The sequence below is a fragment of the Spirosoma koreense genome (assembly GCF_054777875.1).
In genome coordinates this window covers 16,973-40,718 of the sequence record NZ_BAAHAC010000007.1, presented here as the reverse complement: position 1 = coordinate 40,718, position 23,746 = coordinate 16,973, and the positions used below count along the sequence as shown (strand labels likewise).

Here is a 23,746-nt window from a genome sequence, read left to right as displayed (position 1 = left end):
GCCAACTATCTACTTTTTACTAATAACCTATCAATTCGAATGAAACGTAAGAATCAACTAGGCTGGTTAGCCGCCGTGATGATTGCCAGCCTGTTTCCCGGGCTGCTGAGCTGCAACAAATCCGAAAATGTGCAGGTATCGGCTCCCCTTTATCAGGTAGGACAGGCCGTAAGTACCAAAACACCGTTAGCTGGATCGATTAAAGGAACGCTAAAGGCCGATTCAACGTACAACGTTACGGGCGATGTGTTCATCAACGAAGGCGACACGCTGCTGATTCAGCCGGGTGCTAAAGTGTTGTTCGATGGGAAAGGTGCGTGGTATTTTGTGGTGAAAGGGTCACTGCTTTCACTCGGTGCCCAGGATAAACCCATCTATTTCACCGTACCCAGTTCGGTAGCGGTCAAGAACGAAACGTTAGGCTCTGATCCTACTGCCGACCCGGCCTATAAAGGATTCTGGGGTGGTATTGCGGGTGAAACGACGTTTAAAAACATTATCATCAAATGGACACACCTCGATTTCGGCGGTGGTAAATTGGGTACATCACCGGTGTCGTTCCTGGCCAACGGGGCCAATGCCTACACCCTGACGTCGAAAAACTCGGACGGCATCGTGGTTCTGGAAGATTCATGGGTATACGGCTCGATTGACGATCCAATGCGTCCGTTCGGTGGTAAGTGGAATGTCATGCGAAATACCTTCGAGAAATGTGGCTTCACAGGGGGAGAAGCCTGGAACGTGAAGGGAGGCACAGTCGGTAACTTTGCCTATAACCTTGTTATCGGTATGGCTACCAACGGCCCAAAAGCCTCGAATGATGGTCAGGCACCTAACCAGCCTCAGACCAATATCCTGATGTATAACAACACGATGGTTGCCAACGGCTACCGTCGGGCGCAGGATGGTCGTGGAGGATCACTTAACTTCGAAAATGGTGCGAAGGGCGGTTATTATAACAACTTAATGGTCGATTGTAAATATGGTCCGCGAGTTGTTGGGGCTACGGCCAGTTATGCCGGGAATGCTCTGGTGGTTGCCGATACGGCCAACATCAAATCTGGCTATAACTATAACTACGTCGATTCGTTGAAGATGGCAAACCAGATTTATCCGACAGGTTTCTATACCAAGCCACAGGCGACGGATATTCCGACTCCAACAACGTTTTTGCCTGCTGGCTACAAACCGGGTTCTGTTTATGACGGATCGGTGGTCGTCCAGAAAAATAACCCGATGTTCGTCAACTTCCCGCTGCCGTATGTAGCAACGAAGAAAATAGCCGACGCCAGCTTTGTGGGTACCTGGAACTTCCGGTTACAGCCAACATCGCCCGCGCTTGGTAAGGGAACAACCAGCTTCAGCCCCCTGACTGTTGTGCCCATAAGCCCAAACTTTGGATCGACCGAAATTACGCCCCCGAGTACGGATGTGGGTTGTTATCCAGCTAATGGGAAGGGTAATCAGCATTAAAGGTGAGTTAAATAAAGCAAACGACTCATGGCAGCGATTTAAAGACAGGTTTCTGACGACTATGCGCCCCTACTGATAGCTCAGACTGATGGTAAAACCGGACAAGCCGTCCAATTGATCTTGCCGAAAAGAATTCGACTCGTTCAGGGTAATCAACCCATAAAACAGGTGGTTTCGGGCGGTACATTTTGTCACCTGAAACCACCTGTTTTTATTCAAATAGGTAAGATATAAAGGGTTATATATCCCGCATGGCGTCCAACCCCGTATTCAGGGCATTTCAGCAGTTTCTGGATGTATATGTCCGTTGGCTGGAAGCTGAAAGCACTAAATCGTTTGATCGAATGAAAGTAAAACAACTCTACTGCTTTAGGGATTACTGACTTCGTTTTTTCTGTTCATGGTAGCTGAATGCCTGCACCAAACAAACGGACGTAGGTAAACCTTGCCTTTTCCAGAGTTTAGATCAGGTCATTGCCTTTTACGACCGCCCTGGTGACGGGAACTCCCAAAATCCGCACATGACTAAACCCTACCTGGCAGCGTATTCCAAAACCATGAACGTACCGGGTTTCACCGCCGGACGGGGTCGTGGATTTTCCGTCGTAGGAGCTGGTGCGGGACCGAACTCCGCCGTTGTGACGAAAATGTGGTGGCTCATGGGATCAATGGTAATGGTACGGGCACCGCGCATGGTCGTCACTGTTTGAACGGCCTCAAATTTGCCCGGTTTGACTTCTTTCACCACCGTTAACGTACCTTCCCCGTTCGAACTGATGGCCGAGCCCGTCGACGGATCAAATACGGCTCCATCGGTTCCGCTTCCCGTTGGTACTTCTGCCAGCACCTTACCCGTTTGCGAATCCAGTACAACCATTACCTTATTACAGGTACTGAACAGCTGGTGATGCGGTTTGTCGAAAGCCAACCCGGTGGGTTCTTCGCCTTTGCCCAGCTTCCAGTGATGGTTGACAGCTAATGTCTTCGCGTCGAAAACGGCTACTTCGTTTTTGTCTTCCAGATTCACGAATATCAGGCCGTAGTCGTCGGTAACGGCCGCTTCAGGGGCCCCGCCCAGCTCGACAGTGGCTGCTACGTTACCAGTAGTCGCATCCAGCACCGTTGCGCTATTGCCTTCGTTGTTAAAAATGAACACCCGCTTGGAGAAAGCGTCGTATAGAATCGCATCCGGCTTTTTACCCGTCGGTATTTCTTTGTTGGCTTTGAATGTCTTTGTGTCAAACATCGTGGCCGTGTTTGGGCGACCGTTGGTAGTGTAACCGACCGACGTGCCCGGCACAACGGCGATTCCATGAATGCCTGGTGTTGGTGTAATGACTCCCACTTTTTCGTGATTTTTCAGGTCGAGTACCTCCACCTGTGTCCCGTGCGATACGTACAATTTGCCTCCGTCGGCATCGGCCAGCAGATAATCCCAACCCCCTTCGCCCCCAATGGTGGTTTTTTTGACGAGTTGATAAGTCGCCGATTGGGCGTAGAGCGGGCCTGTTAAAGACAGGCATACGGCAGAAATCCAGAATGCTTTCATATAGCTTTAGTTTTGTCTACTGGTTTGTCAATCAATTTATTAACTGATTTATCTTTGTACGCTAATCGTAATAAACCGGGAAAAATCAGGAGCAGCAGCGGCAGGGCCGCGCAGAACCCGCCAATCACGGCAATGGCTAATGGCTGATGCAGTTGCGCGCCCGAACCGATACCCAGCGCCAGTGGCATCAGGGCAACAATGGCGCTGGTAGCGGTCATGAGTTTCGGTCGAATACGGGCCGAAATGGCGAATTCGATGGATTCCGCAACCGGGGCGTTTTGATGGTGAATGGCGAACTGCTGAAACGTGAAAATGGCATTCTCGGCGATGATACCCACAATCATAATAATGCCGGTATAGCTGCCTACGTTAAGCGGAGTTTTGGTAATAAACAAGGCCATAAAGGAACCTGATACGCCTAATACTGAAATGAGCAATATCAACCCAGCGGCTTTCAAATCGCGGAACAGAAATAGTAACACGATAAACACCAGCAGCGAGGCTGATACCAGAATCAGCAGCAACTCCCGAAACGATTGCTGTTGCTGAGCGTAGGCCCCACCGTACTCGATATGCTGACCAGATGCCAATGTTATGCCAGTGCTTACTTTCTGTTGAATTTCGTTCATCACACTGCCCAGATCGCGGTTCGCAAGGCTGGCCGTAATGGCAACCATTGGCTGGAGATTTTCCCGCTGAATTTCGGCCGTACCCGAATCGACCCGCACGCTGGCGAAGTCGCCCAGGAGACGACTACGGCCATCGGCAGTAAAAACGGGGCTTTGCCTGAGCAGTTGTAAATCGCTGCCCATACCTGGATATTTTAGCCGCATTTTGATGAATTGATTGCCTTCCAGAATATTGCCCACCTCATTGCCAATCAGCCGGGTTGTCAACTGGTTTTGCAGGTCGAGGGGAGTCAGGCCGTATTGGAGCAGAGCACTGGAGTTCGGACTAAACACTACCGACGGCCCGGCGACAGTGATGCCGTTGAAGACATCGGCAGTACCGGGCACCTTCGTCACAATGCTGCTAAGCTGGTTGGCCAACGGACGAAGTTCGGCGGGTTGATTGCCAAATACTTTCACTTCCACGGGGTTGGGCTCGCTCATCAGATCGCCGAGCATATCACCAATGACCTGTCCAAAGTCAACCGTCAGGCCCGGCTGGGTAGCTTCGATTTTGCTCCGTAACTCGTCGATGACTTCGTTGGTGGAGCGCGTACGGTCTTTTTTGAGCGAAATCAGGTAATCGCCCCCGTTGGGTTCGGTAATGAAAAAGCCCATCTGAGCGCCTGTTCGTCTGGAATAAGCCGCTACTTCCGGGATGGTTTTTAGCTGTTTGTCGACCCCATTAAGCATGACGTTGGTTTCGTCCAGCGACGTACCCGGCTCAGAGTGATAATCGAGCACAATGGACCCTTCATCCATGTCTGGCAGAAAACCTGTTTCCAGCTGACTGTAGATCAAGAAGACCGCTAACCCCATCGCTCCCGCCAGGCCAAGAGCGATCCAGGGGCGACGAATGAAAACGGATAGCACGTTGCCAATGGCAGGATGCGTAGCGGTATCTTTCTTCTTTTTTCTGTTCGATCCGAACAGACCGTAAATCACCGGTAATCCCAGCCAGGTAATGAGAAATGAGCAGGTGAGTGTAACGACCATTGTGGTGGCCAGCACTTTGAAAAAAGCGCCCGCTACACCACTCATTAACGAAAAGGGGATAAAAATGACAATCGTACTGAGTGACGAACCAACCATCGCCGGAAAGAGATAATTGATAGCCTGCTGAATTGTGTGAGCATCTGATTTCCCCTCATGCTCTTCCTCAACCCGGTGAATCTGCTCCACAATCACGACGGCATCGTCGATAATAAGGCCAATGGCGGCTGCAATACCGCCCAGTGTCATGATATCAAGGGTGTAGCCCATGACGTACAGGATCAAAATCGAAGCGGCCAGGATAACCGGTATCGTGACCAGAATAACGATACTGGCTTTCAGTGACCGCAGAAACAAGCTGGTGACAATGATGGCCAGCGCCAACCCAATAAAAATACTGTCCGTCACGCTCTTAACGGCCTCGCTCACAAAATCGGCCTGGACGTAGGTGGGTGTCAGCGTTACATCGGCGGGCAGCAGGTTTTGTAATTCCTTAACCTTCTGGGTGATGCCGTTACTGAGATTAATCAGGTTGGCCGAGGGCTGTTTAACAACATTGACCAGGACCGTTTCCTTGCCGTTCGCTTCAATTTTGGTGTACTCTTGCTGCTCGTGTAGTTCAACGGCGGCTACATCGGCTAAACGCAGGACTCGTTGCCCATCGCTGCGAATGATGATGTTTTCAACATCCTGCCGGGAATGGACCGTTGCATCGGTGAGCGTCAGATACAGGCGGTGGTAGTCCGACACCAGCCCGTCGGCCTGAATAAAGTTCGTTGCTGCCAGGGCAGTCGTGATGGCAACCGGTGTCACGTTCAGGCTCGCCAGTTTGTCGGGTTGGAGGATAATCCAGTACTCTTTGGTTCGTCCACCCATTACCTGTATGTTCGATACGCCCGTCACTCGGCTTAGGTACGGACGAATGGTGTAGAGAGCCAGCTTGCGCAGTTCAATTAGGTCGCGGCTGTTAGAGGTCAGGGCGAAATCCATCACCGGCAAAATCGATGGCGACATCTTCTCCACCGACAGGGTCGTGTTGGGCAATAACGTATTTTGAATCTGGTTGATCCGGGCATTGACGCGCTGCAACGATACGTCCATATCCACCGACCAGTTTAAATAAATCGACAGTTCGGAACTGCCCCGGCTGGTGGTGCTGCGAACCATTTCTACTCCTTCTACCTGATTGACGGCATTTTCAAGCGGCTGGGTGATGGCCACCATCATCAGCTCAACGGGTTGTTCGCCCGCATCAGCAATGACTTTGATTTTGGGAAACGTTTTTTCGGGAAATAAGGAAACCTGAATAGTCCGGTACGCAAAAATACCCCCCACCAGCAGCAGGATCAGCAGCCCCAGAATCGGCTTGCGTAAACGGAAGAAACCGGGCGCAATGGCAGTTGGCTTAGTGGCCATGAGCGGGTTGGTTTATGGTGATGGATGCCGTATCGGCCAGCCCGTAGCCGCCCTTACTGACAAAGCGGTCTTTGGGACTGAACCGGGGACTCAGAATCTCAATACGGGTTTCGCGCTGGAGGCCAATCTTGACCGGTACGCGTATCGCCGTTGTATCATTGACGAGCTTCATGACCCAGAAATCCGTCTGGAGCTCGTTGGCCAGCACGGCTTCTTTAGGCAGCGACTGGGCCTGATTGTGTTGCTGGTCCGTGAAGGTTATGGCCAGCTGGAGCCGGGCCGGCAGCACCATCGGTCGGTCAGGTTTAACGACGAATCGTTCGGTTTGCGAGAGGGAATCGGCCATAGCCAGTGTGCGGGAAATCCGTCCGCCAATCCGCCGACCATTTGAGAGCTGAATGCTGCAGATGCTGCCCACGTGTATAGATGAATCCTGCTCAGCCGGTACCTCAATCAAAAAGACAAACATATCAGGGGCTGAGTAACTGGCCAGTAAACCGCCATCCTGCACGTACTCGTTTTCTTCGGCCTGCACTAGCGTAACCAGCCCGGCTTCGGTGGCCCGAATGGTCAGCTGGCCGATGTTTTTGAGCGTTGGGTCATTCAAGTAATTTTTGCCGCCCAGGGCATAGGCTTCTTTGGTTTCCAGTCCGAATAGAGGGGATCCTTTCCGAATCTGGTCGCCAATTTTGACATACACTTTGGTCACGTAGCCCGCAATAGGTGATTTAATATCGCCACTAGTGAGGTAGTACGTTATGCCCCGAAACGTTTTGTCAACCCGAAATGAGTCGGCCGTTACGGTCGTCACGTCGACGGGCGTTTTTGGTTTTGGCGCACCGTCGGCGGTCTGGGTAGCGTTGTCGCTGGTTGACGACGCGCTACAGCCCGTCAGAACCCACATCCCGATAAGCACAATAATAAGTTGTCTGTTCATAACGTGGGGCATAGTTGAGGCCATTAAAAGTTTCGGTAGTTGAACGTATTGATGAAGCGTTGCCGCTGAACCGTTAATTGATTCAGTGTCAGTTTGCTATTCAGGTAACGCTGCACGATAAGCAGGTAATCAATGGCCGATATATCGCCCCGATAGAGCCTCGTCTGACTGATGGTCAATAAGTTTTCAACATCCGTGTTCTGTTTTTCGGTGATACTTATTAGGTTTTGATTCACCCGTAATTGCTCGTTCACCGTCCGAAGTTGCAAATTGAACCGGTTGAGGTACTGGTTGCGGTAATTGCGAATGTTGAGCTGTTCAACGTCTAGTTTCTGGTATTGTAGCCGACGCTGATTTCCGTTGTAAATAGGCATGGTGAAGTTCAATCCAACGCTGTAGCCAAAGCGCCGGGTAATCAGATCTGAACTGATGGCGTTCGTACCGGCATTAACCACTACATCCAGGGCAGGCCGGTAAAAGATGTCGATCACCCGGCGATTGCGTTCCACTATCAGGCTATCGTAGTGGTACCGGAGCAAGTACGGATTATCGTCGAGCATAAACTGAGGCTGTGGAACCAGCGCTGGTTTTTCGAGTCGGACCAGGCTCGTTTCGGGGATATTGCAGAGCGTATTGAGGGCCAGCAAATCCTGGAAATACTGCACTTTAGCGCCTTCGTAATTCACCTCACTTTGCTGCCAGTCGACCCGAAACGCCAGATAATCCGACTGATTGAACAACGCCTTGCGAAGCAGCTCCTTTAGTACGTTGTTCTGTCGGGAGAGAATCTGGTACAAATCATTAAAAATGACCATCTGTTGGTAGTCCTGATAAGCGGTCAGGTAGAGGTCGACAATGGATTTCTGGAGGTCGTTTCGGGTAATGTGGATAATATTGACCAGCGAATCGCGCAGAGCAGAGTTTAAGCCGTTCTGAATACGTAGGTTCCGGCGGTACAGCAGATTTCGGTTCGCCTGAATCAGGCCGGTGTAGGCGCCCCCGTTGGTTGTATTCTGGTCGTATCCCCAATTCGTGCCAGCGGGTGCGTAGAGATACTGACCAATGGCCTGCACGTAGGGTTTATTGATGGCCACATTAATCAGGCTGTCAATCCGGTTCAGCGTAATGGCGTTCACGTTATCTTTCAGCACCGGACTGTTGATAAGTCCTTCTTGGAGGTAAAAATTCAGATCCCGATGAACCAATATATCCTGTCCATAGCTAGGCAGGTTCTGATCCAACAGGCCTACTATTAATAGCCCGCTTATTAATTTAGTGATGCGCATCGTTCTTTATTAGGGAGCCTCATTACGTAATACCGGGAACTCAGCAAATTCAAGCATCTTTTTGTAGTACTGCTTCGCCTGTTTATCCTGCCCCTCAAGGCGGGCTATTCTGGCCAGAACCAGATACGCGTAGGCCCGCACCGATTCATCCCGCACCGAACTGCGAACCACTTCGTTAGCCCACGTTTGGGCGGCTGATCGGTGCCCTTTTTCCAGAGCGTAACGAGCCTTCAAAAGCGTCCCCATCTGATGATAGACCATCTCCGAAGTCCCCATCAACTGACTGATTTCCTGGGGAACAGCTTCTGTATGGTGTGCATTGAGGAGTGCTTCCGCGTACTTGTAACGCCAGTACGGATTGCCAGGATACTTGATAATCAGTTGAGCCAAATAGGGCAGCGCATCGGCTGGTCTATTTTCGTAATCCGTTAATAAGTGTGTTAGATAAAGGATGGCCTCCGTTCGGACAAAGAGAGCCTTTTCGGTCGCTAATTGGAGCTGAGTCATGCCCAGTTTTTTATCCCCGGCGGTCATGATCCAGGCAACCGTTTTATAAAATGGGTGAATCTGGGGGTAGACCTCGCGGTAGAAATTGTAGAGGCCCGTCGAGAGGTAAAAGTCCGGATAGTACTGCTGAAACGCCTTGCCTTTCTGAATATAAGGATATGCATTCTTCGCGTGCCCAATAGCTGCGAATGGTTCATGCTCATAGTGACTTATTTTAGCCAGCATAGCCTCCGCCGTGAAGTATAAAAACATCGCTTCGGGAGTCTCAACGCCGTTATTTTTCGTTTGGGCTTTCTGCCAGTCATCGGCTTTTTTTGCCGCCAGTTCTAACTGTTGTAAACAACGTTGTTTCAATTTCGCATCCGTGCGGGCCGGGAACCATTGATAATACAGACTAACACCCCTTAATAAATCAACAGCGGGATGCCTGGGCGTCAATTTTTCAAGATCTGCGAACGTGGCTTTGGCTGCCATGAACTGATTACCATAGACCTGATCCAGTCCTTCTGTCAGCAAGGTCCTGGCGGCTGGATTGCCGTTAATCATCGGGTATTGCCCCCGGGCTGGGCTATGCAGCAGGACGATAAAGCAGGCAACCGTTAGGCCAGGCAGGACAAGGTTTCGTATTATCATTATCAAGAGGCGTTCGATATATTCACATAAAACCCGCGCGTCTGCTGCCCCACGGCCACGTCAAGCCGCAGATTTAGATGTTCTTTCTGGCTAATCAGAAATCGTAAACCCGCGCCACCGGCAACCTTCCACTGCGACGGGGAAAACTCACTCAGTACGTTTGCTGCGTCCCCCGCTGAGGCAAATACCACTCCACCAAGTCGCCCGACCAAATGCTGCCGCACTTCAGCCTTCAGGGCCATATCGTTGTTGTCGCGGTAGCGCCCATTGTGATAGCCTCGCAGTAAATAAGGCCCGCTGGCCTGCTTGAAGGGTATTTCACCGACGTTCAGATTCACAAACGCCTGTAAGGCCAGCACTGTCTGGATCAAAAGCGATTGGTAGCGCCGAATATCCAGCGTGTAATTGGTAAATGTAAACTGACTATCCAACGCACACCCATAGACCATACTAGATAAGTCAGCATACCAGCCCCGAACGGGCAAGTAAACAGAATCCCGCGTGTCCAGCACAGCAGCCACACCGACGCCATTGACCACGCTGCCTAACCCGCCAGAGAGCGTATTCATTGGAAACTGGGTTTCCGAGGAGCGGTTAACATCAAAGGTTTTAAAATACTGCTGTTGTAACCCGATAAACAAATCGGGTATAACCTGTCGAAGAAATCGGTTGTAGGCCCGCAGGCTTTTGTACGAGATCAGTTCTTTCTGGCTATTCGTTGTCTCATAGATTAGCTCATAATAAAATTCCGGAAACTGTGTGTAGAGTAACATACCCCGAAGCAAGTAGCGCTCATGGTGGGTAAAAATGGTGTAGGTTGACTCGACCACAGTTTGCCGGTTGAGGGTGTGGATAATGGCAAAATCCACATTAGAGGTTAGGGCGGTGCGATCGGTGTTAAACAGACAGACACCCAACAGCCCATAGCCCAGGTGCGTCTCGGGCGTATAGTAAACTACTAGCAAAGGAATTACCTGAGCCCGTCGGGACTCCGTAGAATCCGGCATGGATTCCTGGGCACGTATCTGAATGGATACGAGAAGCAAGCCTAACAAAAGTCGTTTGTTCATGAATGATGCGTTAGTTTATAGCCGGTTTATACCGAACAAATTTGCGCTTCAACCATGGATAAACATGATACGCTATTTCAGCGGAGAGAAGACCAATACCAGCGCCAACCAGTACGTCGGATACCCAGTGTTTATCATTGGTCATCCGTAAGAGTCCGGTCGACGTGGCCGAAGCATAACCACCGATAGGAATCCATGGACTAACACCACCAAACTCCCGACTCAGCAAACCTGCTCCCGTGAACGCCAGCGCAGTATGACCCGACGGAAATGAGTAAGAATCAGACGCGTCGGGACGCCGTTCGTGCGTCGCTTGCTTCAGACCTAGTACCACAACGGTCATCATGCCGTGCGCCAGCAGGGCAGTACCGATCCGGTCGAGGGGCGTTGAGCGACCTTTCACGCCCGCTAGACTTAACCCCGCCCAACCTGCCATGGGTGCGTATTGTAAGTAGTTGTCAACGGTGGTGCGAATATGGATCTTATCCTGAATCTCACCGCGTATGTAAAACCGGTCGAAGTGACTGTTCGGATAATCGGGCGATAAAGCTAATCCAACGGGAATCAGAACTGCTGGGGCCACCCAGCGGAACGGAGCAGGCCGGACAGGTATACTGTCCCATTGCGAACGGAGCGATAAGCTGTTCAGAGGTTGCCCAACGGCGGTAAGGAGTGGCAGCAAAGAAAACCAACTGGACAGAATCCAGGCTAGCCGTAAAGACTGTAAGCGTCCGCTTTGTTTCATATTGGTTATTGTATTTGCTACTCACTACGTAGGCTAAATAATAAGGGTGTAGTGGAGCCTGGGTAAAATAAGCGAGGAAACCTAAAGAGAATCTATAGTTAGTTCAGTGATCCATAGCCAACCGGGTAAAACGTCAACTTCAAAATGTATTCAGTATTGTTTCTATACTTTGGTGAAATAATCCGTTGAGGTGATCATGAAAATTTTATTAATTGAAGACGAACCCTCACTGTTAGTCGCTATGCGGCATTATCTGGAAGGCGAACAATACAACGTTTCAACGGCCAGCAGTTTCCGAAAAGCCTCCGAAAAGATTCATGATTATGCCTATGATTGCGTCATTGTGGACATTACTCTACCCGATGGTACAGGACTGGCCGTTGTGAACGAGTTGAAAGCCGCACATTCCCAGGCGGGCATTATCATTGTGTCGGCCAAAAATTCGCTGGATGATAAGCTCACGGGGTTAGAGTTAGGCGCCGATGATTACCTGACCAAACCGTTTCATTTACCGGAATTGAACGCCCGTATCCGCTCGTTGATGCGACGGCGCCAGCATCAGGGCGAAATGCAACTCAGCTTTGGGGTCATTACCATTATGCCGGACCGTAAACACGTACTGGTCGCCAATCAGCCAGTGGACTTAACCGTGAAAGAATACGAATTGCTTTTGTTTCTGGTCACCAATAAGAATCGACTACTACCTAAAGCGGTCATTGTCGAACACGTTTGGGGTGACTACATGGATGGAATCGACTCCCACGATTTTCTGTATACCCATGTTCGAAACCTGCGCCGGAAACTACTGGATGCAGGTAGTCCTGACTACATTACAACCCGCTACGGTGCCGGTTATATTTTTACCGCAGGCGAATGAAACTACTCCATAAAACGACGCTTTACCTCCTGTTAGCCGCCCTACCCATTTCGCTGGGGGGTGTTTTTCTACTGCATTCGTTTATTCATCGATATATCCGGCACGAAATTGATGAGTTGCTGGCCAGTGAACTAATTCAGGTAAAAGAGCAGTTACGCCAGCACCCACCCGATGCCGCTAACCTGCCGGGCTGGGACCCTAATGTACGAATCAGGCTGACGGGGTTACCCCAGCTCGTACCTTCTGTTTATTCCGACACGACTGCCTTTCTGCCGGGCGAGAAAGAACCAGAACATATCCGAATGCTCCGGGCGACATATGCGATCGGAAACCGATATTACGGGATTACTCTTCAGCAATCGTATCTGGAGTTCGATGAAATTGCCCAAGCCTTGTCGGTTGGCGTTACTGTTTGTTTTCTGGTCGTGGTGCTGCTACTGGTTGGTGCCGACATCCTGGTAACCCGCCGGATCTGGCAACCCTTTTACGGCATCATCGATCAGTTAAAGCAATACCGAATCGATGGACCCGATGACGCTACATTCCCCGTCAGTAACGTAGCCGAGTTTACGCTGCTGAGTCAGTCGCTCGAGGAAATGAGTCGCCGAACCCGCCATCAATACGTTCAACAAAAGCAATTCACCGATAATGCGTCGCATGAGATGCAAACACCTTTAAGCGTATTGTCATTTGAGTTAGATCTGCTTCAACAGTCGGAGCGGCTGGACGAAACTGATTTGGATCGGATTCAGCGTTCGCAACAGGAAATCAAGCGGCTTTCGGCCATGAATCAGTCTTTATTGCTGCTGGCAAAAATTGACAATCAGCAGTTTAGTAAGCATGAATCGGTTAACATCGGCGAACTGGTTACCCGGTTATTGGATAACTACACGGATTTTGCGGCTCACCGGGGCTTCACTATTACCCGGCTGATTAATGAGGATACATATCGATTGCTGAACCGGCAACTGGCCGAGGTACTCTTTTCGAATCTAATCAAAAACGCCTTTCGGCACGGGGATGCCAATAGTTCTGTTTTCGTGCAAGTAAGTTCTACCCGTTTTATGATTACCAACGAAGGCGATCCCCTGCCTTTTCCGGAAGACCAGATTTTTGGGCGATTTGTTCGCAATCAGGCGCTTCCCCAGTCAACCGGGCTAGGCCTGGCCCTGGTCAAAGAGATTGCGGAGCAGTATGGCATGAGGGTTCACTATACCTACGTATCGGGGATGCGTCGCCACATGCTTCAGGTCGATTTCTAAGGCGTTACCAACTCGATGTCCCATTCTAAAACTTCAATATTACTTTAGAATCCATTGGTAGGTTTGATTCGAAAACTGAACCAGTCGAAACTAATGTACACCCTACTTATCAGCTGTTTATTCGTATTCACGAGTGCACACGTAGCATCAGTTGCCTTGACTAACCACGTACTTAGGTCAAGACCTGCTACTGTTAGATTTATTATTGATGTGCCAGCCGCTGCTAAAGCGACCATTGCCCGATTGTATCCGGGGGTGAAAGCCGTGAAATGGGAGAAAGAAGACGGGAATTATGAAGCGGGCCTGACACACAATGGCAAAGAGTTGTCCCTGGTGATCGATGCCAAAGGCAACGTACTCGAAACAGAAACGACCATTGCGGAATCGGCCCTACCTGCATCTGTTCGGGCGTATGTGGCGAAACGCCATGCAGGTAAAAAAATTAAGGAAGCAGCCGAAATCGTGGATGCTAAAGGTGAGAAAACTTACGAAGCGGAAGTTGGCGGTAAAGACTTGATTTTTGACCAAAAAGGTCGGTTTATTAAGTAAACGTAGGCTTTATGGAATGGAGTGGCTGGTTAGTCTGCATCGATACGTGAGCCTCTCCGTTCTTTTTAGCCAGTCTGCAGGGCTATTCAACAACGTATAAATGGCGTTGAGCCTGTTTGTTTTCAATTCATTAAAAGCCAGTGGTAAGTCTGTTTACGCTGGTCAACTTTCCATCTCACGTTATGTGGTTTAAAATTACTGGCTTTCTTTTTTTACTGGCGACGGGGGTATCCTTGGCCCAAACCACCGTCGTTGCGACCTCGCAACCGGCTCCTGATCAACCCGTTTCTACGACCGCTACAGGGGAAACCGCACCGAAGGGCAACGCAAAAATTTCGGGTTACGTTGTCGATTCTACCCTGACCAAAGCGGTTGAGTACGCCAACGTAGCTGTCTATAATATGGCCACCGATAAGCTGGTTGACGGCACTGTAGCTGACGATAAAGGTAAATTTACGATTACCAAATTAGCGCCTGGAACGTACAAACTCTTGGTCTCCTTTCTAGGCTATTCCCCTAAAACCATTGCGAACGTTGCACTTTTCAAAGGGCAGAATAAAGACATGGGCGTTATCCGACTTAGTGCCAGTACCCGCACACTGGGCGAAGTGACCGTAGCCGGCAAGAAAGCGCTGGTCGAAGATAAGGTCGACCGGCTGGTGTACAATGCCGACGTCGATTTGGCGGCCAAAGGTGGTGACGCAACCGATCTTCTTAAGAAAGTGCCCATGTTATCGGTGGATTTGGCGGGTAATGTATCCTTGCAGGGTAGTGCCAACGTGCGCGTGCTGATTAATAACAAACCCTCGTCGATTCTGGCGGGTAATCTAGCCGATGCGCTGCGGCAGATTCCGGCTGATTTGATTAAATCAGTAGAAGTAATTACGTCTCCGTCGGCCAAATATGACGCTGAAGGGAGCGGGGGGATCATTAACATCATCACCAAGAAAAACACGTTGCAGGGCCTGCACCTCGATGTCGATGGCGGGGTCGGCAACCGGACCTCTACCCTGGGCCTCAATGGGAGCTTCCGAAAGGGTAAACTGGGCGTAAATCTGAACGGGAATGGCCGGGGCATCTATAATCCATCGGCTTCAGACTTGAACCAGACGACTTTTCTAGGAGAATCCATTCGCCCCGTTCAGACGCGTCAGCATTCGGATGGTTTTGACAAAGGCCTTTTTGGGCAGTATGCGCTGGGGCTGGACTATGATCTGGCTAAAAACCAATCGCTGACGGGTGGGGTTCGATTTGGTATTCAAAACTTAAGCCGGGACCAGCATCTGGCCACCCGTTTAGTGAACGGGGATATGGAACAAGCGTCCACCAGTCGGGATGTCAACAGTCAGAATCTGTCGAATTCAGTCGATATGAATATTGACTACCTACATACCTACCCGAAAACAAACGACGGACCACAGCGGGAACTCAGCATTTCTACCCAGTACAGCCGGAATCATCTGACCAATAATTTTGATGCGAACAATCTGGATACGCTGGGCACACTCACAACCCGGCAACGGAACCTGAATGACAATACCAGTCAGGAATTTATTCTGGCTGTGGATTACCAGACACCCATCAGTCCCACGCAACAATTGGAGTTTGGCGCTAAAGAAACGTACCGGAAAGTAAATAGCCAGTATCAATATTTATTGGCTGGACCCACCTCCGACTATTCTGTTGATAGTCAGCGCCCAGATGGCTCTCTATTATACGACCAGAATATTGGGGCTGCTTACCTGTCGTATACACTAACGACGCATGATAAGATCACAATTAAGGCAGGAGCACGGTATGAGTATACGAACATTCAGGCCTCTGCTGGAAACCAGGGACCTATTTATATTCCGAACTATGGTAAACTGGTGCCTAGCATCAATCTCTCGAAAAAACTGAATGAGTCAACTACAATTAAACTGGCTTACAATCGCCGGATTCAACGACCCAATGTTCAGGATCTGAATCCAAATTTCAACGCAGCCAATCCCTACAATATTTCCATCGGTAATCCGTATTTAAAACCCGAAATTGCCGACCGTATTGAGTTTGGGTATAGTACTTACGTTAAAAAGACGTACCTGAACCTGACGCTGTATACCCGACTCAACCGGGATGATATTCAATCGATTAGTCAGCGGTCCGATACGTTAATCGGTGCGGTCGTGAGCCGTCGGTCAAATATTGGAAAGGAATACAACTATGGCACTAATCTGTTTACTACGGTGAATATTACCCCTCGCTGGAGCATCAATACAAACTTGGATATCATGTACCGCTACATCAGTGGATTGGCTCTGGATATATCGGGGCTATCAATCCCACTCAGTAACACGGGTATTCGTTGGGGTGGTCGGTTCGATAGTCAGATACAATTCGACAAAGGTTGGGCCATCCAGGCCAACCTTGGCTATAGAGGGAAGGACATCGCGTTGCAAGGGTATCGAATTGGGTTTGCTCAGTATTCGTTGGGAGCCCGTAAATCATTCACGAATAAACGAGGTAGTATTGGATTAGCCGCCGAGAATTTTCTCACCAACGGAATGCGCTTTACGTCCGTGCTGAACTCGGCCCAGTTCAATCAGGATTTCCGTCAGTATATTTATAACTCCAGCATCCGGCTTACGTTCAGCTATAAACTAGGTAATCTGAATGGGGCTAAAGTAAAGAAAGGAAAATCAGCTGGTGGTGATGAAGAGAACTAACTATGGCTCGGTTGATGAAATTCGGTTATTAGGATATCTCTAAAAAGCAAACCTAGATTACCTTGACTGCGGCTAATCTGTTGAATACCCCGCAAAAAAGACCGAGTTGGATCCCCGAATCAACATGCTAAAGGAAAACAGGATCCCCGAATTATTTATCTCGGCATCAGCTATTGATTCGCCAAGGTCATTAAAAAGTTGTCACCCGCTTTAGAGGCCATTCCCGAAAGGCCTCTAAAGCAGTTGGCTAGTAGCTTTACATCTTTAGCCATTCCTTCACTGTCTTTGGTCGTTTCACCAAGTAACTATAATAGACCGCTAGCAGTATGTTAATCGTGCACCCAATTAGCCAACCCGCCCGCCGACCGTTTGCATGAGTAGCAAAAAGTCCCATGAAGATTGTCCAACCCCAAACCAATACCATACTGACAGTCAGAAGCATTTTCGTGATTTGCGGCATCTGATAAGAATAAATTTGCCATGGATGTACTAAGATACGTTTACTTGTTAAATCTACTACCTATAAAAAGACTTTTTAAAATTTATTTTACATACAAATGCGGATTAAATAACCGTTTAACAAAGTCCTTCCAGGAAAGTGGAGCATGATTCACGATAGTTGGCTAATAAGCTTACCTATTGGGTAGCCTCTGGTCAACGGCTCTATCTGACTCGCAGTAAGCCGATCCGAATGATCAACCGTAAGGCTGCCCAATACGTCGATAGCTGGGCAAGTTTAGCTGTGAGTTGGTAGGGCATACGGAACAAGGAGTAAATAGGTTTGGCGCAAAACCATTGGGTAGGAAAAATTTACCCTACCCGTACATACGGCCTGATCGAGCCAGCGCTTCTAAGGTTTCAACGGTTCGACGGCGGGACACCAACACACTTATTCCGTTCGTTAGTTTTAAATAAATCACCTTGGCATCTTTCCAAATGATCTGATCAATATACTGCGGATTGACCATCGTTGACTTACTGATTCGGATAAAATGGGGTAAGTGCTCCTCGAACCGCTTTAAAGTCTGACTAACCAATAAGGGCTTTGCCTCACCCTGTACGTGCAGGATTGTATAATTACCATTGCCCTCGAGCCGACAGATGCCTTGTGCATTCTGGAGGTAACGGTAGCCTGGAATCCGTAACGGGGTTTCTTTTTGGTTAGTCATGGATTAATTGGCGAATTGGTACTTATCCGCGATCGTAATTTTCTAGTTACTACTAAGTGGGTCATTACGATGCCAGCTAGTTGACTAAATAGGCTGGCTGAATCCGTACTATGCCTAGTCTTTATAAATGTAGATTAGCATTCTGAAGTAATTCTGAAGTATTGGTTGATTAGGGGCACTTCATCGACAAAGAGGCTACCTACGTTTAAATAAGTGCATGAAAAAGAAAGTGTAGAGACTTAAGCCAGTTGCTTTAAGAAAATCATCCAACTGATTCTGTTCTAACACGCCTGTTTTTGCCGTCTTGCACCCGATCAATAGGTGCGGAGCTTTAGAAAAGCAAGTCAATGTCTTATACTGATATAGGTTGTCAGTTTTTCACCCAAAACGACAACTATGCAAGACTACATTCGCGACCTATTGAGTCGTTTTCAGTACAGCGAGCAACTTAAAGAAACCGCCGTTTTTCGTATCCTCTTTGGTGGGGAGGATACTAGCCAAGTCATGGCTGATTTAGGCATCCACAGCGGCTATACACTTCGTAGCTGGATACAGCTTTATCAGAACAGGATTCAGACAGGGCTGATAACTTTACCGGCTATGACTAAAACTCAAAAGCAGGATGTTGTCGCTCTCAAACAGCGAAACACTGAATTAGAACATGCTCTCCAACAGGCAAATCTGTTAATTATGGCACTTAATACCATGATTGAAGTGGCGGAGAAAGAACTAAACGTGCCGATCAGAAAAAAGTCTGGCACCAAACGGTCTTAAAACTTCGTGAGAGCGAGATAGCAAAGGTCAGTGTCGGAAGCCTTTGCCGACTGTTTGGAGTGAGCCGACAGGCTTTTTATCGACGAGAAGATTACGCACAACGATCCGTAAGCCAGGCAATGCTGGTTTTAGATTTAGTGGTAGCTCTCAGACGGGACGTTCCTGGACTGGGTACCAAGAAGCTACACCTTTTGTTGAGTGAACCCTTAGCGGAGAGCGGGATAAAGTTAGGCCGGGATAAGTTGCATCAGATTCTTCTAGATCATAACCTGGTGTTGCGTCAACGGCGTCAAATTCCCAAGACGACCGATTCTAAGCACAACCTCAAGAAATACCCTAACTTGCTTATTGATAGGGTTATAAGTGCACCTGGGCAGGTTTGGGTTTGCGATATAACCTACCTATGCGTAGGCCTTGGGTTTAGCTATTTATCCATCATTACTGATGCCTATTCCAAACTGATCGTTGGCTATTGCCTTCATCCTTTCTTAACAAGCGCTGGTTGTCTGAAGGCATTGGAAATGGCTTTAGCCACTAACTGGGAAAAGGGGAAAGAATTGGTTCATCATTCGGATCGAGGTAGCCAGTATTGCAGTTTTGAGTATATATATAAGCTAAAAGGAGTGGGCATCTCGATCAGCATGACGCAGTATGGTGACCCTTATGAAAACGCAATTGCCGAACGAGTAAACGGCATTTTGAAAACGGATTTTCGCTTGAGTCAGGTATTCATTAGTTTTGATGAAGCAGCAAAAGCGGTTGAGAAGAGTATTTATAATTACAACCACTTGAGGCCTCACATGAGCTGTGGTTATTTAACACCTGCGGCCGCCCACATGAGTGACGAGCCCTTAAAGAAGTACTGGAAGCCTAAAGTGTACCGCCAACAATCAGGCCCGCGGGATCAAGGTCAGTTCACGAAAGAACGAGCATGAAGCAGGCTGACAACCTTATATCAGGATTAACTTTGACTACTTATTTCTAACGTCAAAACTGACAACTTATTTTCAGGATCGGACAACGGTCAACTTATTTTAGGACGATACAGCGTATCGGGTCCAGATTCGAATCGGAGGTTTTTCTGAACGGTGATCGGGTAGGAGGGAAGTGGTTAATAATCTCTCTTTTTGGGTTCAATTAATCCGTTCAATTTAATCGTTCACATCTTTTACGTGGTCAGTGCTTTTAATGATCGATTTATAGTCCGATTGATTGAGTAGGAATTTATTAGTCATAACAGGTAACAGAAAAAATTATAACCGAAAACAATGGCGGCCTCAACGCGAACGCCTGTAGATTTTGAGCCGTTACTATACGGGAAGAAATCAGCTGGGCCTGTAGCTCCAGTGTCATAAGTGCCGACGCTTAAGAACTGGGAATTATTCGTACCGTTGCTTGGACATAGAATCCTATTGACAGGCTGCTGTAAGGGTGTGTAAATGTGTTTGATAGTATTAAAAGAAAGTTACAGCTTAACGAATAACACAAATAGTACAGTTGCTCCGTTGCTCAAAATCGCGTTTAAAGCGAGTATCATCCTTGATCCGTCTTTCTGGATCATAGATGACAAACAGCTTGTAAGCCCCATCTGGGTACTTCATCAAGTCAGCAGCAATCTGGTCAGTGATACCGCTTGGAGACATCTTTTTTCGAAGGTATTTTGCTTCTAGGAATAGATCCATGTCCGCCATAGTAGAAGAGTGATCGGGAACAACTGTAGAAAAAGAGAAGCGTACAGCTGGATATTCACGTTCATAAGCTTCCTGATCGCGTTTTAACAGGGCCTGAATCTGATCGTTTAAAGCATTCTCATGCCCTGGTGTTGTACTCGCCAGGGCAATAGGAATCGCTACACTCAACATGTGTGCAATATCTGTTGCTAAGCATTCAGCACGGTCTCTCTGAAACCTACGCCCATTAACAACTTCGTAAATCGAATTGAGCAAAGGTGGCTTGAACATGGAGTCATGTTTATCACTCATGCGACGATACGCGCGTTCAACAGCTCCCGAATGACGTTGATACAACTCATGTAGTTTTGTTATTTCTTCTTCGACCTGGTAACTATGGACATACTCAGTAAGATCTGAGAGGGGATCAAGATAATCATTGTAAAACTCGTCAAAATGAGTTGTAGCGAAGGTGTGGGCATGCCGCATGTAATCAACGACATGAGTTTGTGCATCCCTACTAGGAAATGATTCGGTCGCTAAATCAAAATCATAAATGGCGTCATACTGCTCAAGCTTAGCAGCATACATAGCAAATCGGCGATCAACACATTGAGAGCAAAAGCCGCAGTGCGATGCACTGGTGCGGTTATTGAATTTTAAGAATGTTTTTGTGCAGGTGACCGTAGAGGTGATTAAATTTGGCTGATTGTACTTTTTTAGTACCGAAACAACTTCCGTTTTCGTTAGATGAATAAACGGATGTTTTATAGTAAACGGCTGGTTCACAATACCTGAAAATACCTTTTGCAATAGTGCTAAGGTTTTGGGATGCGTTGTTCGACTAGCTCGTCCGTTGATCAGGTCTTGGCGTTTACTGAGGTTGATCGATGTAATTCCGTTTTCAAAGATATTAAGTTCATCTTGTCCGTATGCCTGGGCAAGTGCGAATCCGACGGTCGTATATAAAAAAAACCGGGTTCGTTGTGTTTCTTCACTGGCCCGTGGCCCCGTAAGATTACATTCAATTGGATGGTAGAGTAGACGATCTGGATATACCTTATTGAGAGCATCGTACACTCGCTTCTGTACTTTGGTTGTTGATGGATTTGAACGATGGCTCGTGATCACCACTTTTTTGTCCGTCGTTTCGAGCAGTGAAACTACGCCAGCCAAAGAATCTAACCCACCCGAAAATAAAGCGACTGGGTAGGTAGTGGTTGGCACAGACGGAACAAGCGCAGTGTCGACATCATGAAATAGACTGGTTGGAGGATCATAGCCCGCTCGTTGCTCGAAGTTGAACCGGTACGATTTATCGCCTGATACAAAGGTCAAAGCGTTAGCAAGATCTTTAGCAACTTCTGCTTGCTGCCAGTATGCAAGATCGCGTACGGGTATGCAAAAAGTTAACTCTCGTGCCCAATTTTCAAACTCGACCTGATCCGTACTACCGCGCTTAATGAGCCGGTCAGCCGCGTAGATGAAGGCCGCAATCTCAATTAGGTCACGCGTACGATCTGGCATCCTTGGAATCAGCCGCGAAGCAAAATCGTGAATTTTCACGGTCATGTTTCGATTGGGTAACCCTTCTCTGTTTACTAAGTGCGTAATCCTGTGTTCCGGTAAGGTACCCGCCAACGAGTCTGGCATGGCCACACCGTCGCAAAGAATAATATGCCGTGTATCAGTCTTCTGCATCTAGATTGAACACGAGATTATTTTTCAACTTTTTCAAAGCGTACCCAACAAAGCCTTGTATGTTGTCCGAATCCGGGAACTGTTTAGCGGCATTCTTATTATACCAACCAGATGCAAATTGTTGGGTTACCTTAGTAGTCTCAAAGGCGCTTTTAGAAATTTCATCTAAATGGGAGTCAAGTCGTTGGGTGAAATTACTCTGGTCAAATAAATTTTTGAACGAGGCAGAAGCTTCACGTTCCAGAAAGTATTTCAGGTAGCGCCCGATGAACTTAGAAAAATAGATGCGAGATATTTCACTAAAACCACCTGCGTCGGCTGCTCGTCGCCATGGCTCGAACGGATCGGAGGCTTCACCAAAAAACAAACTGGTTTGTTGCTGCTCTTGCTTGGTCCAAGTGCTAACTGTGTCGATTAGAGCTTGAGAGGCTATAGTCGCATACTCTGTGTTGTCGCAGTTGGCACGATTGAACTGCTTGATAGAGCGCGCTAACTCCAATAGAGAGAATGATGACGAAAGAGTAATGCCGTTCTGTTGTAAAAAGGCGTGGGGGTCTCGTTGCTTAGACGCATGTAGCAGCGTGAGCAGATAAGAAAATGACGCAATTACGCCTTTGTCTTTGTTCATGCGCTCCAGTTGACCCGCTACGTTTCGCGTAGTTTTGTCTGCAATAGACGCTACATTATTATTCTTCGGAGAGAATTCGGTTAATTCATCCACGATGTTGCGCCATTTCTTTGTGCCTGGTAATCGGCCTATGCGCTCGTGCCCCATTGTGGTGTGGTGATTAATAAAAAATACTTCCTATTGAACAAATAGTTACGTAGAGGTAATATATATTTTTCCTTTAGAAAGTTGTCTATAATTGTGACAAAATATTTTAAACGGTTGATTATTTATAACTTCTAGCTTATTTAAATCGTATCATTGATTGTTTAATGGGTCCGGTAATAATTTTATTTCATAGACGATTTGTTATTGGATTTACTATCCTGCGCCAACTGTAACAGTAGGTTATCAACCTGTCGTAAAGTTAGCGGTTTGTTAAGCTGTAGATTTAATACCTTGATAACCGCCAGGATAGTTTCGCAGAAACGGGCATATTTAGCTCTATAGGGAGTTGTTATACGAAGGTTTTTTAATTGGGGGTGGCCTTTTAACAAAATGCTTAACCCTTGCACCGCTCGGACATCATAAATTGGGAACAATCGTGGTCGATGAAAATGCAGGTATTTTGAACAGAAAGACGTTCGGTTCAAGCCGTCATTTCCTCTAATAATACCTAAATTATCTTTTAGATAAGCAACCAAGTAAGTGTGGACTTGTAATACATCATCTAATCGTATTAGCTCAGATGTTAGATCCTCATCTACAGAAAGTTGTAACAGCCACTCATCAAGCAGAGAACTCATAAAAACTTGCGGGATCTTTTCCCGGTAATACACTTCATTTGATTCCCTTGCTCCCCTGCGCCGTTCTAGGGCTACGGAGTAAGTCCGTCCAATCAGCCAAGTCTTCGCTACAATTTGGCTTGGTTCGGTATGCGTTGGGTATTTGGCGCATAGATCATATAATGTCTGGTTTCCTACTTCCCATATGGTTGGCTCCTGGCAGTTGCGTAGGCACTCATCTAATGAGGTCATTTAGGGTGGTTTATAGGTATAGAGTTAGTATTTTTTATAATGGGTACGCCTAATCAATAAACAGACACAACACTGTATACTCAGGCTTCTGTTGATCAGACAGATACGCTTTGAGTGA

The 23,746-nt window shown here is 47.9% G+C and carries 18 protein-coding genes; 7 read left to right on the top strand and 11 right to left on the bottom strand.

Annotated elements, in window-relative coordinates; genetic code table 11:
- Nucleotides 1-39: 39 nt before the first annotated feature.
- Nucleotides 40-1,473 carry a hypothetical protein gene (locus ACYVC2_RS10750; protein ID WP_461102410.1) on the top strand — a complete coding sequence of 478 codons (1,434 nt, stop codon included), beginning with the start codon at nucleotides 40-42 and terminating at the stop codon, nucleotides 1,471-1,473.
- A 532-nt stretch (nucleotides 1,474-2,005) separates the two neighbouring features.
- On the opposite strand, the gene ACYVC2_RS10745 is transcribed toward ACYVC2_RS10750, so the two are convergent.
- Genes ACYVC2_RS10745 through ACYVC2_RS10715 form a run of 7 tightly spaced genes read right to left on the bottom strand, consistent with a single transcriptional unit; the run spans nucleotide 2,006 to nucleotide 11,277 of the window.
- Nucleotides 2,006-3,022 (bottom strand): YncE family protein, encoded by a 1,017-nt coding sequence (locus tag ACYVC2_RS10745; protein ID WP_461102408.1) that lies wholly within the window; start codon nucleotides 3,020-3,022, stop codon nucleotides 2,006-2,008.
- Complete coding sequence (locus tag ACYVC2_RS10740) at nucleotides 3,019-6,099, bottom strand: efflux RND transporter permease subunit (protein ID WP_461102406.1); 3,081 nt, start codon at nucleotides 6,097-6,099, stop codon at nucleotides 3,019-3,021. The genes ACYVC2_RS10745 and ACYVC2_RS10740 overlap by 4 nt, the downstream gene beginning before the upstream one ends.
- Nucleotides 6,089-7,036, bottom strand: coding sequence for an efflux RND transporter periplasmic adaptor subunit (locus tag ACYVC2_RS10735; protein WP_461102403.1), 948 nt, complete (start codon nucleotides 7,034-7,036; stop codon nucleotides 6,089-6,091). The genes ACYVC2_RS10740 and ACYVC2_RS10735 overlap by 11 nt, the downstream gene beginning before the upstream one ends.
- 23 nt (nucleotides 7,037-7,059) lie before the next feature.
- Nucleotides 7,060-8,322 (bottom strand): TolC family protein, encoded by a 1,263-nt coding sequence (locus ACYVC2_RS10730; RefSeq protein ID WP_461102401.1) that lies wholly within the window; start codon nucleotides 8,320-8,322, stop codon nucleotides 7,060-7,062.
- A gap of 9 nt (nucleotides 8,323-8,331) precedes the next feature.
- On the bottom strand, nucleotides 8,332-9,462 hold the full coding sequence (locus tag ACYVC2_RS10725) for a hypothetical protein (protein WP_461102399.1): 1,131 nt from the start codon (nucleotides 9,460-9,462) through the stop codon (nucleotides 8,332-8,334).
- Between the two features lie 2 nt (nucleotides 9,463-9,464).
- Nucleotides 9,465-10,532 (bottom strand): BamA/TamA family outer membrane protein, encoded by a 1,068-nt coding sequence (locus ACYVC2_RS10720; RefSeq protein ID WP_461102397.1) that lies wholly within the window; start codon nucleotides 10,530-10,532, stop codon nucleotides 9,465-9,467.
- Between the two features lie 10 nt (nucleotides 10,533-10,542).
- On the bottom strand, nucleotides 10,543-11,277 hold the full coding sequence (locus tag ACYVC2_RS10715; protein WP_461102395.1) for a phosphatase PAP2 family protein: 735 nt from the start codon (nucleotides 11,275-11,277) through the stop codon (nucleotides 10,543-10,545).
- A gap of 196 nt (nucleotides 11,278-11,473) precedes the next feature.
- Here ACYVC2_RS10715 and ACYVC2_RS10710 point away from each other — a divergent pair, with 196 nt between their 5' ends.
- From ACYVC2_RS10710 to ACYVC2_RS10695, 4 genes are all read left to right on the top strand, one after another.
- Complete coding sequence (locus ACYVC2_RS10710) at nucleotides 11,474-12,154, top strand: response regulator transcription factor (protein WP_461102393.1); 681 nt, start codon at nucleotides 11,474-11,476, stop codon at nucleotides 12,152-12,154.
- Nucleotides 12,151-13,416 (top strand): sensor histidine kinase, encoded by a 1,266-nt coding sequence (locus ACYVC2_RS10705; RefSeq protein ID WP_461102391.1) that lies wholly within the window; start codon nucleotides 12,151-12,153, stop codon nucleotides 13,414-13,416. The genes ACYVC2_RS10710 and ACYVC2_RS10705 overlap by 4 nt, the downstream gene beginning before the upstream one ends.
- A gap of 210 nt (nucleotides 13,417-13,626) precedes the next feature.
- Complete coding sequence (locus ACYVC2_RS10700; protein WP_461102389.1) at nucleotides 13,627-13,965, top strand: PepSY-like domain-containing protein; 339 nt, start codon at nucleotides 13,627-13,629, stop codon at nucleotides 13,963-13,965.
- Between the two features lie 182 nt (nucleotides 13,966-14,147).
- Nucleotides 14,148-16,670, top strand: coding sequence for a TonB-dependent receptor (locus ACYVC2_RS10695; RefSeq protein ID WP_461102387.1), 2,523 nt, complete (start codon nucleotides 14,148-14,150; stop codon nucleotides 16,668-16,670).
- An 815-nt stretch (nucleotides 16,671-17,485) separates the two neighbouring features.
- Here ACYVC2_RS10695 and ACYVC2_RS10690 read toward each other — a convergent pair.
- On the bottom strand, nucleotides 17,486-17,839 hold the full coding sequence (locus ACYVC2_RS10690) for a LytR/AlgR family response regulator transcription factor (RefSeq protein ID WP_461102385.1): 354 nt from the start codon (nucleotides 17,837-17,839) through the stop codon (nucleotides 17,486-17,488).
- A 396-nt stretch (nucleotides 17,840-18,235) separates the two neighbouring features.
- Here ACYVC2_RS10690 and ACYVC2_RS10685 point away from each other — a divergent pair, with 396 nt between their 5' ends.
- Both ACYVC2_RS10685 and ACYVC2_RS10680 read left to right on the top strand, forming a co-directional pair.
- On the top strand, nucleotides 18,236-18,613 hold the full coding sequence (locus ACYVC2_RS10685) for a transposase (RefSeq protein WP_461102383.1): 378 nt from the start codon (nucleotides 18,236-18,238) through the stop codon (nucleotides 18,611-18,613).
- Between the two features lie 17 nt (nucleotides 18,614-18,630).
- Entirely contained in the window at nucleotides 18,631-19,548 is a 918-nt protein-coding gene (locus ACYVC2_RS10680) for an IS3 family transposase (RefSeq protein WP_461102449.1), read from the top strand.
- A 537-nt stretch (nucleotides 19,549-20,085) separates the two neighbouring features.
- Here the strand turns inward: ACYVC2_RS10680 and ACYVC2_RS10675 are convergent.
- The 3 genes from ACYVC2_RS10675 to ACYVC2_RS10665 all read right to left on the bottom strand — a co-directional run bounded on the left by ACYVC2_RS10675 (nucleotide 20,086) and on the right by ACYVC2_RS10665 (nucleotide 23,628).
- Complete coding sequence (locus tag ACYVC2_RS10675; RefSeq protein ID WP_461102382.1) at nucleotides 20,086-21,855, bottom strand: PD-(D/E)XK nuclease domain-containing protein; 1,770 nt, start codon at nucleotides 21,853-21,855, stop codon at nucleotides 20,086-20,088.
- Between the two features lie 115 nt (nucleotides 21,856-21,970).
- Nucleotides 21,971-22,759 (bottom strand): hypothetical protein, encoded by a 789-nt coding sequence (locus ACYVC2_RS10670; RefSeq protein ID WP_461102380.1) that lies wholly within the window; start codon nucleotides 22,757-22,759, stop codon nucleotides 21,971-21,973.
- A gap of 182 nt (nucleotides 22,760-22,941) precedes the next feature.
- Entirely contained in the window at nucleotides 22,942-23,628 is a 687-nt protein-coding gene (locus tag ACYVC2_RS10665) for a hypothetical protein (RefSeq protein WP_461102378.1), read from the bottom strand.
- Nucleotides 23,629-23,746 lie beyond the last annotated feature (118 nt).

Excerpts from the sequence above, each read along its gene's own strand:
- ACYVC2_RS10690 (WP_461102385.1), bottom strand. The coding sequence starts at position 17,839 with ATGACTAACCAAAAAGAAACCCCGTTACGGATTCCAGGCTACCGTTAC.
- ACYVC2_RS10695 (WP_461102387.1), top strand. The coding sequence starts at position 14,148 with ATGTGGTTTAAAATTACTGGCTTTCTTTTTTTACTGGCGACGGGGGTA.
- ACYVC2_RS10720 (WP_461102397.1), bottom strand. The coding sequence starts at position 10,532 with ATGAACAAACGACTTTTGTTAGGCTTGCTTCTCGTATCCATTCAGATA.
- ACYVC2_RS10740 (WP_461102406.1), bottom strand. The coding sequence starts at position 6,099 with ATGGCCACTAAGCCAACTGCCATTGCGCCCGGTTTCTTCCGTTTACGC.
- ACYVC2_RS10745 (WP_461102408.1), bottom strand. The coding sequence starts at position 3,022 with ATGAAAGCATTCTGGATTTCTGCCGTATGCCTGTCTTTAACAGGCCCG.
- ACYVC2_RS10715 (WP_461102395.1), bottom strand. The coding sequence starts at position 11,277 with ATGAAACAAAGCGGACGCTTACAGTCTTTACGGCTAGCCTGGATTCTG.
- ACYVC2_RS10675 (WP_461102382.1), bottom strand. The coding sequence starts at position 21,855 with ATGACCGTGAAAATTCACGATTTTGCTTCGCGGCTGATTCCAAGGATG.
- ACYVC2_RS10725 (WP_461102399.1), bottom strand. The coding sequence starts at position 9,462 with ATGATAATACGAAACCTTGTCCTGCCTGGCCTAACGGTTGCCTGCTTT.
- ACYVC2_RS10685 (WP_461102383.1), top strand. The coding sequence starts at position 18,236 with ATGCAAGACTACATTCGCGACCTATTGAGTCGTTTTCAGTACAGCGAG.
- ACYVC2_RS10665 (WP_461102378.1), bottom strand. The coding sequence starts at position 23,628 with ATGACCTCATTAGATGAGTGCCTACGCAACTGCCAGGAGCCAACCATA.
- ACYVC2_RS10710 (WP_461102393.1), top strand. The coding sequence starts at position 11,474 with ATGAAAATTTTATTAATTGAAGACGAACCCTCACTGTTAGTCGCTATG.
- ACYVC2_RS10705 (WP_461102391.1), top strand. The coding sequence starts at position 12,151 with ATGAAACTACTCCATAAAACGACGCTTTACCTCCTGTTAGCCGCCCTA.
- ACYVC2_RS10730 (WP_461102401.1), bottom strand. The coding sequence starts at position 8,322 with ATGCGCATCACTAAATTAATAAGCGGGCTATTAATAGTAGGCCTGTTG.
- ACYVC2_RS10750 (WP_461102410.1), top strand. The coding sequence starts at position 40 with ATGAAACGTAAGAATCAACTAGGCTGGTTAGCCGCCGTGATGATTGCC.
- ACYVC2_RS10735 (WP_461102403.1), bottom strand. The coding sequence starts at position 7,036 with ATGAACAGACAACTTATTATTGTGCTTATCGGGATGTGGGTTCTGACG.
- ACYVC2_RS10670 (WP_461102380.1), bottom strand. The coding sequence starts at position 22,759 with ATGGGGCACGAGCGCATAGGCCGATTACCAGGCACAAAGAAATGGCGC.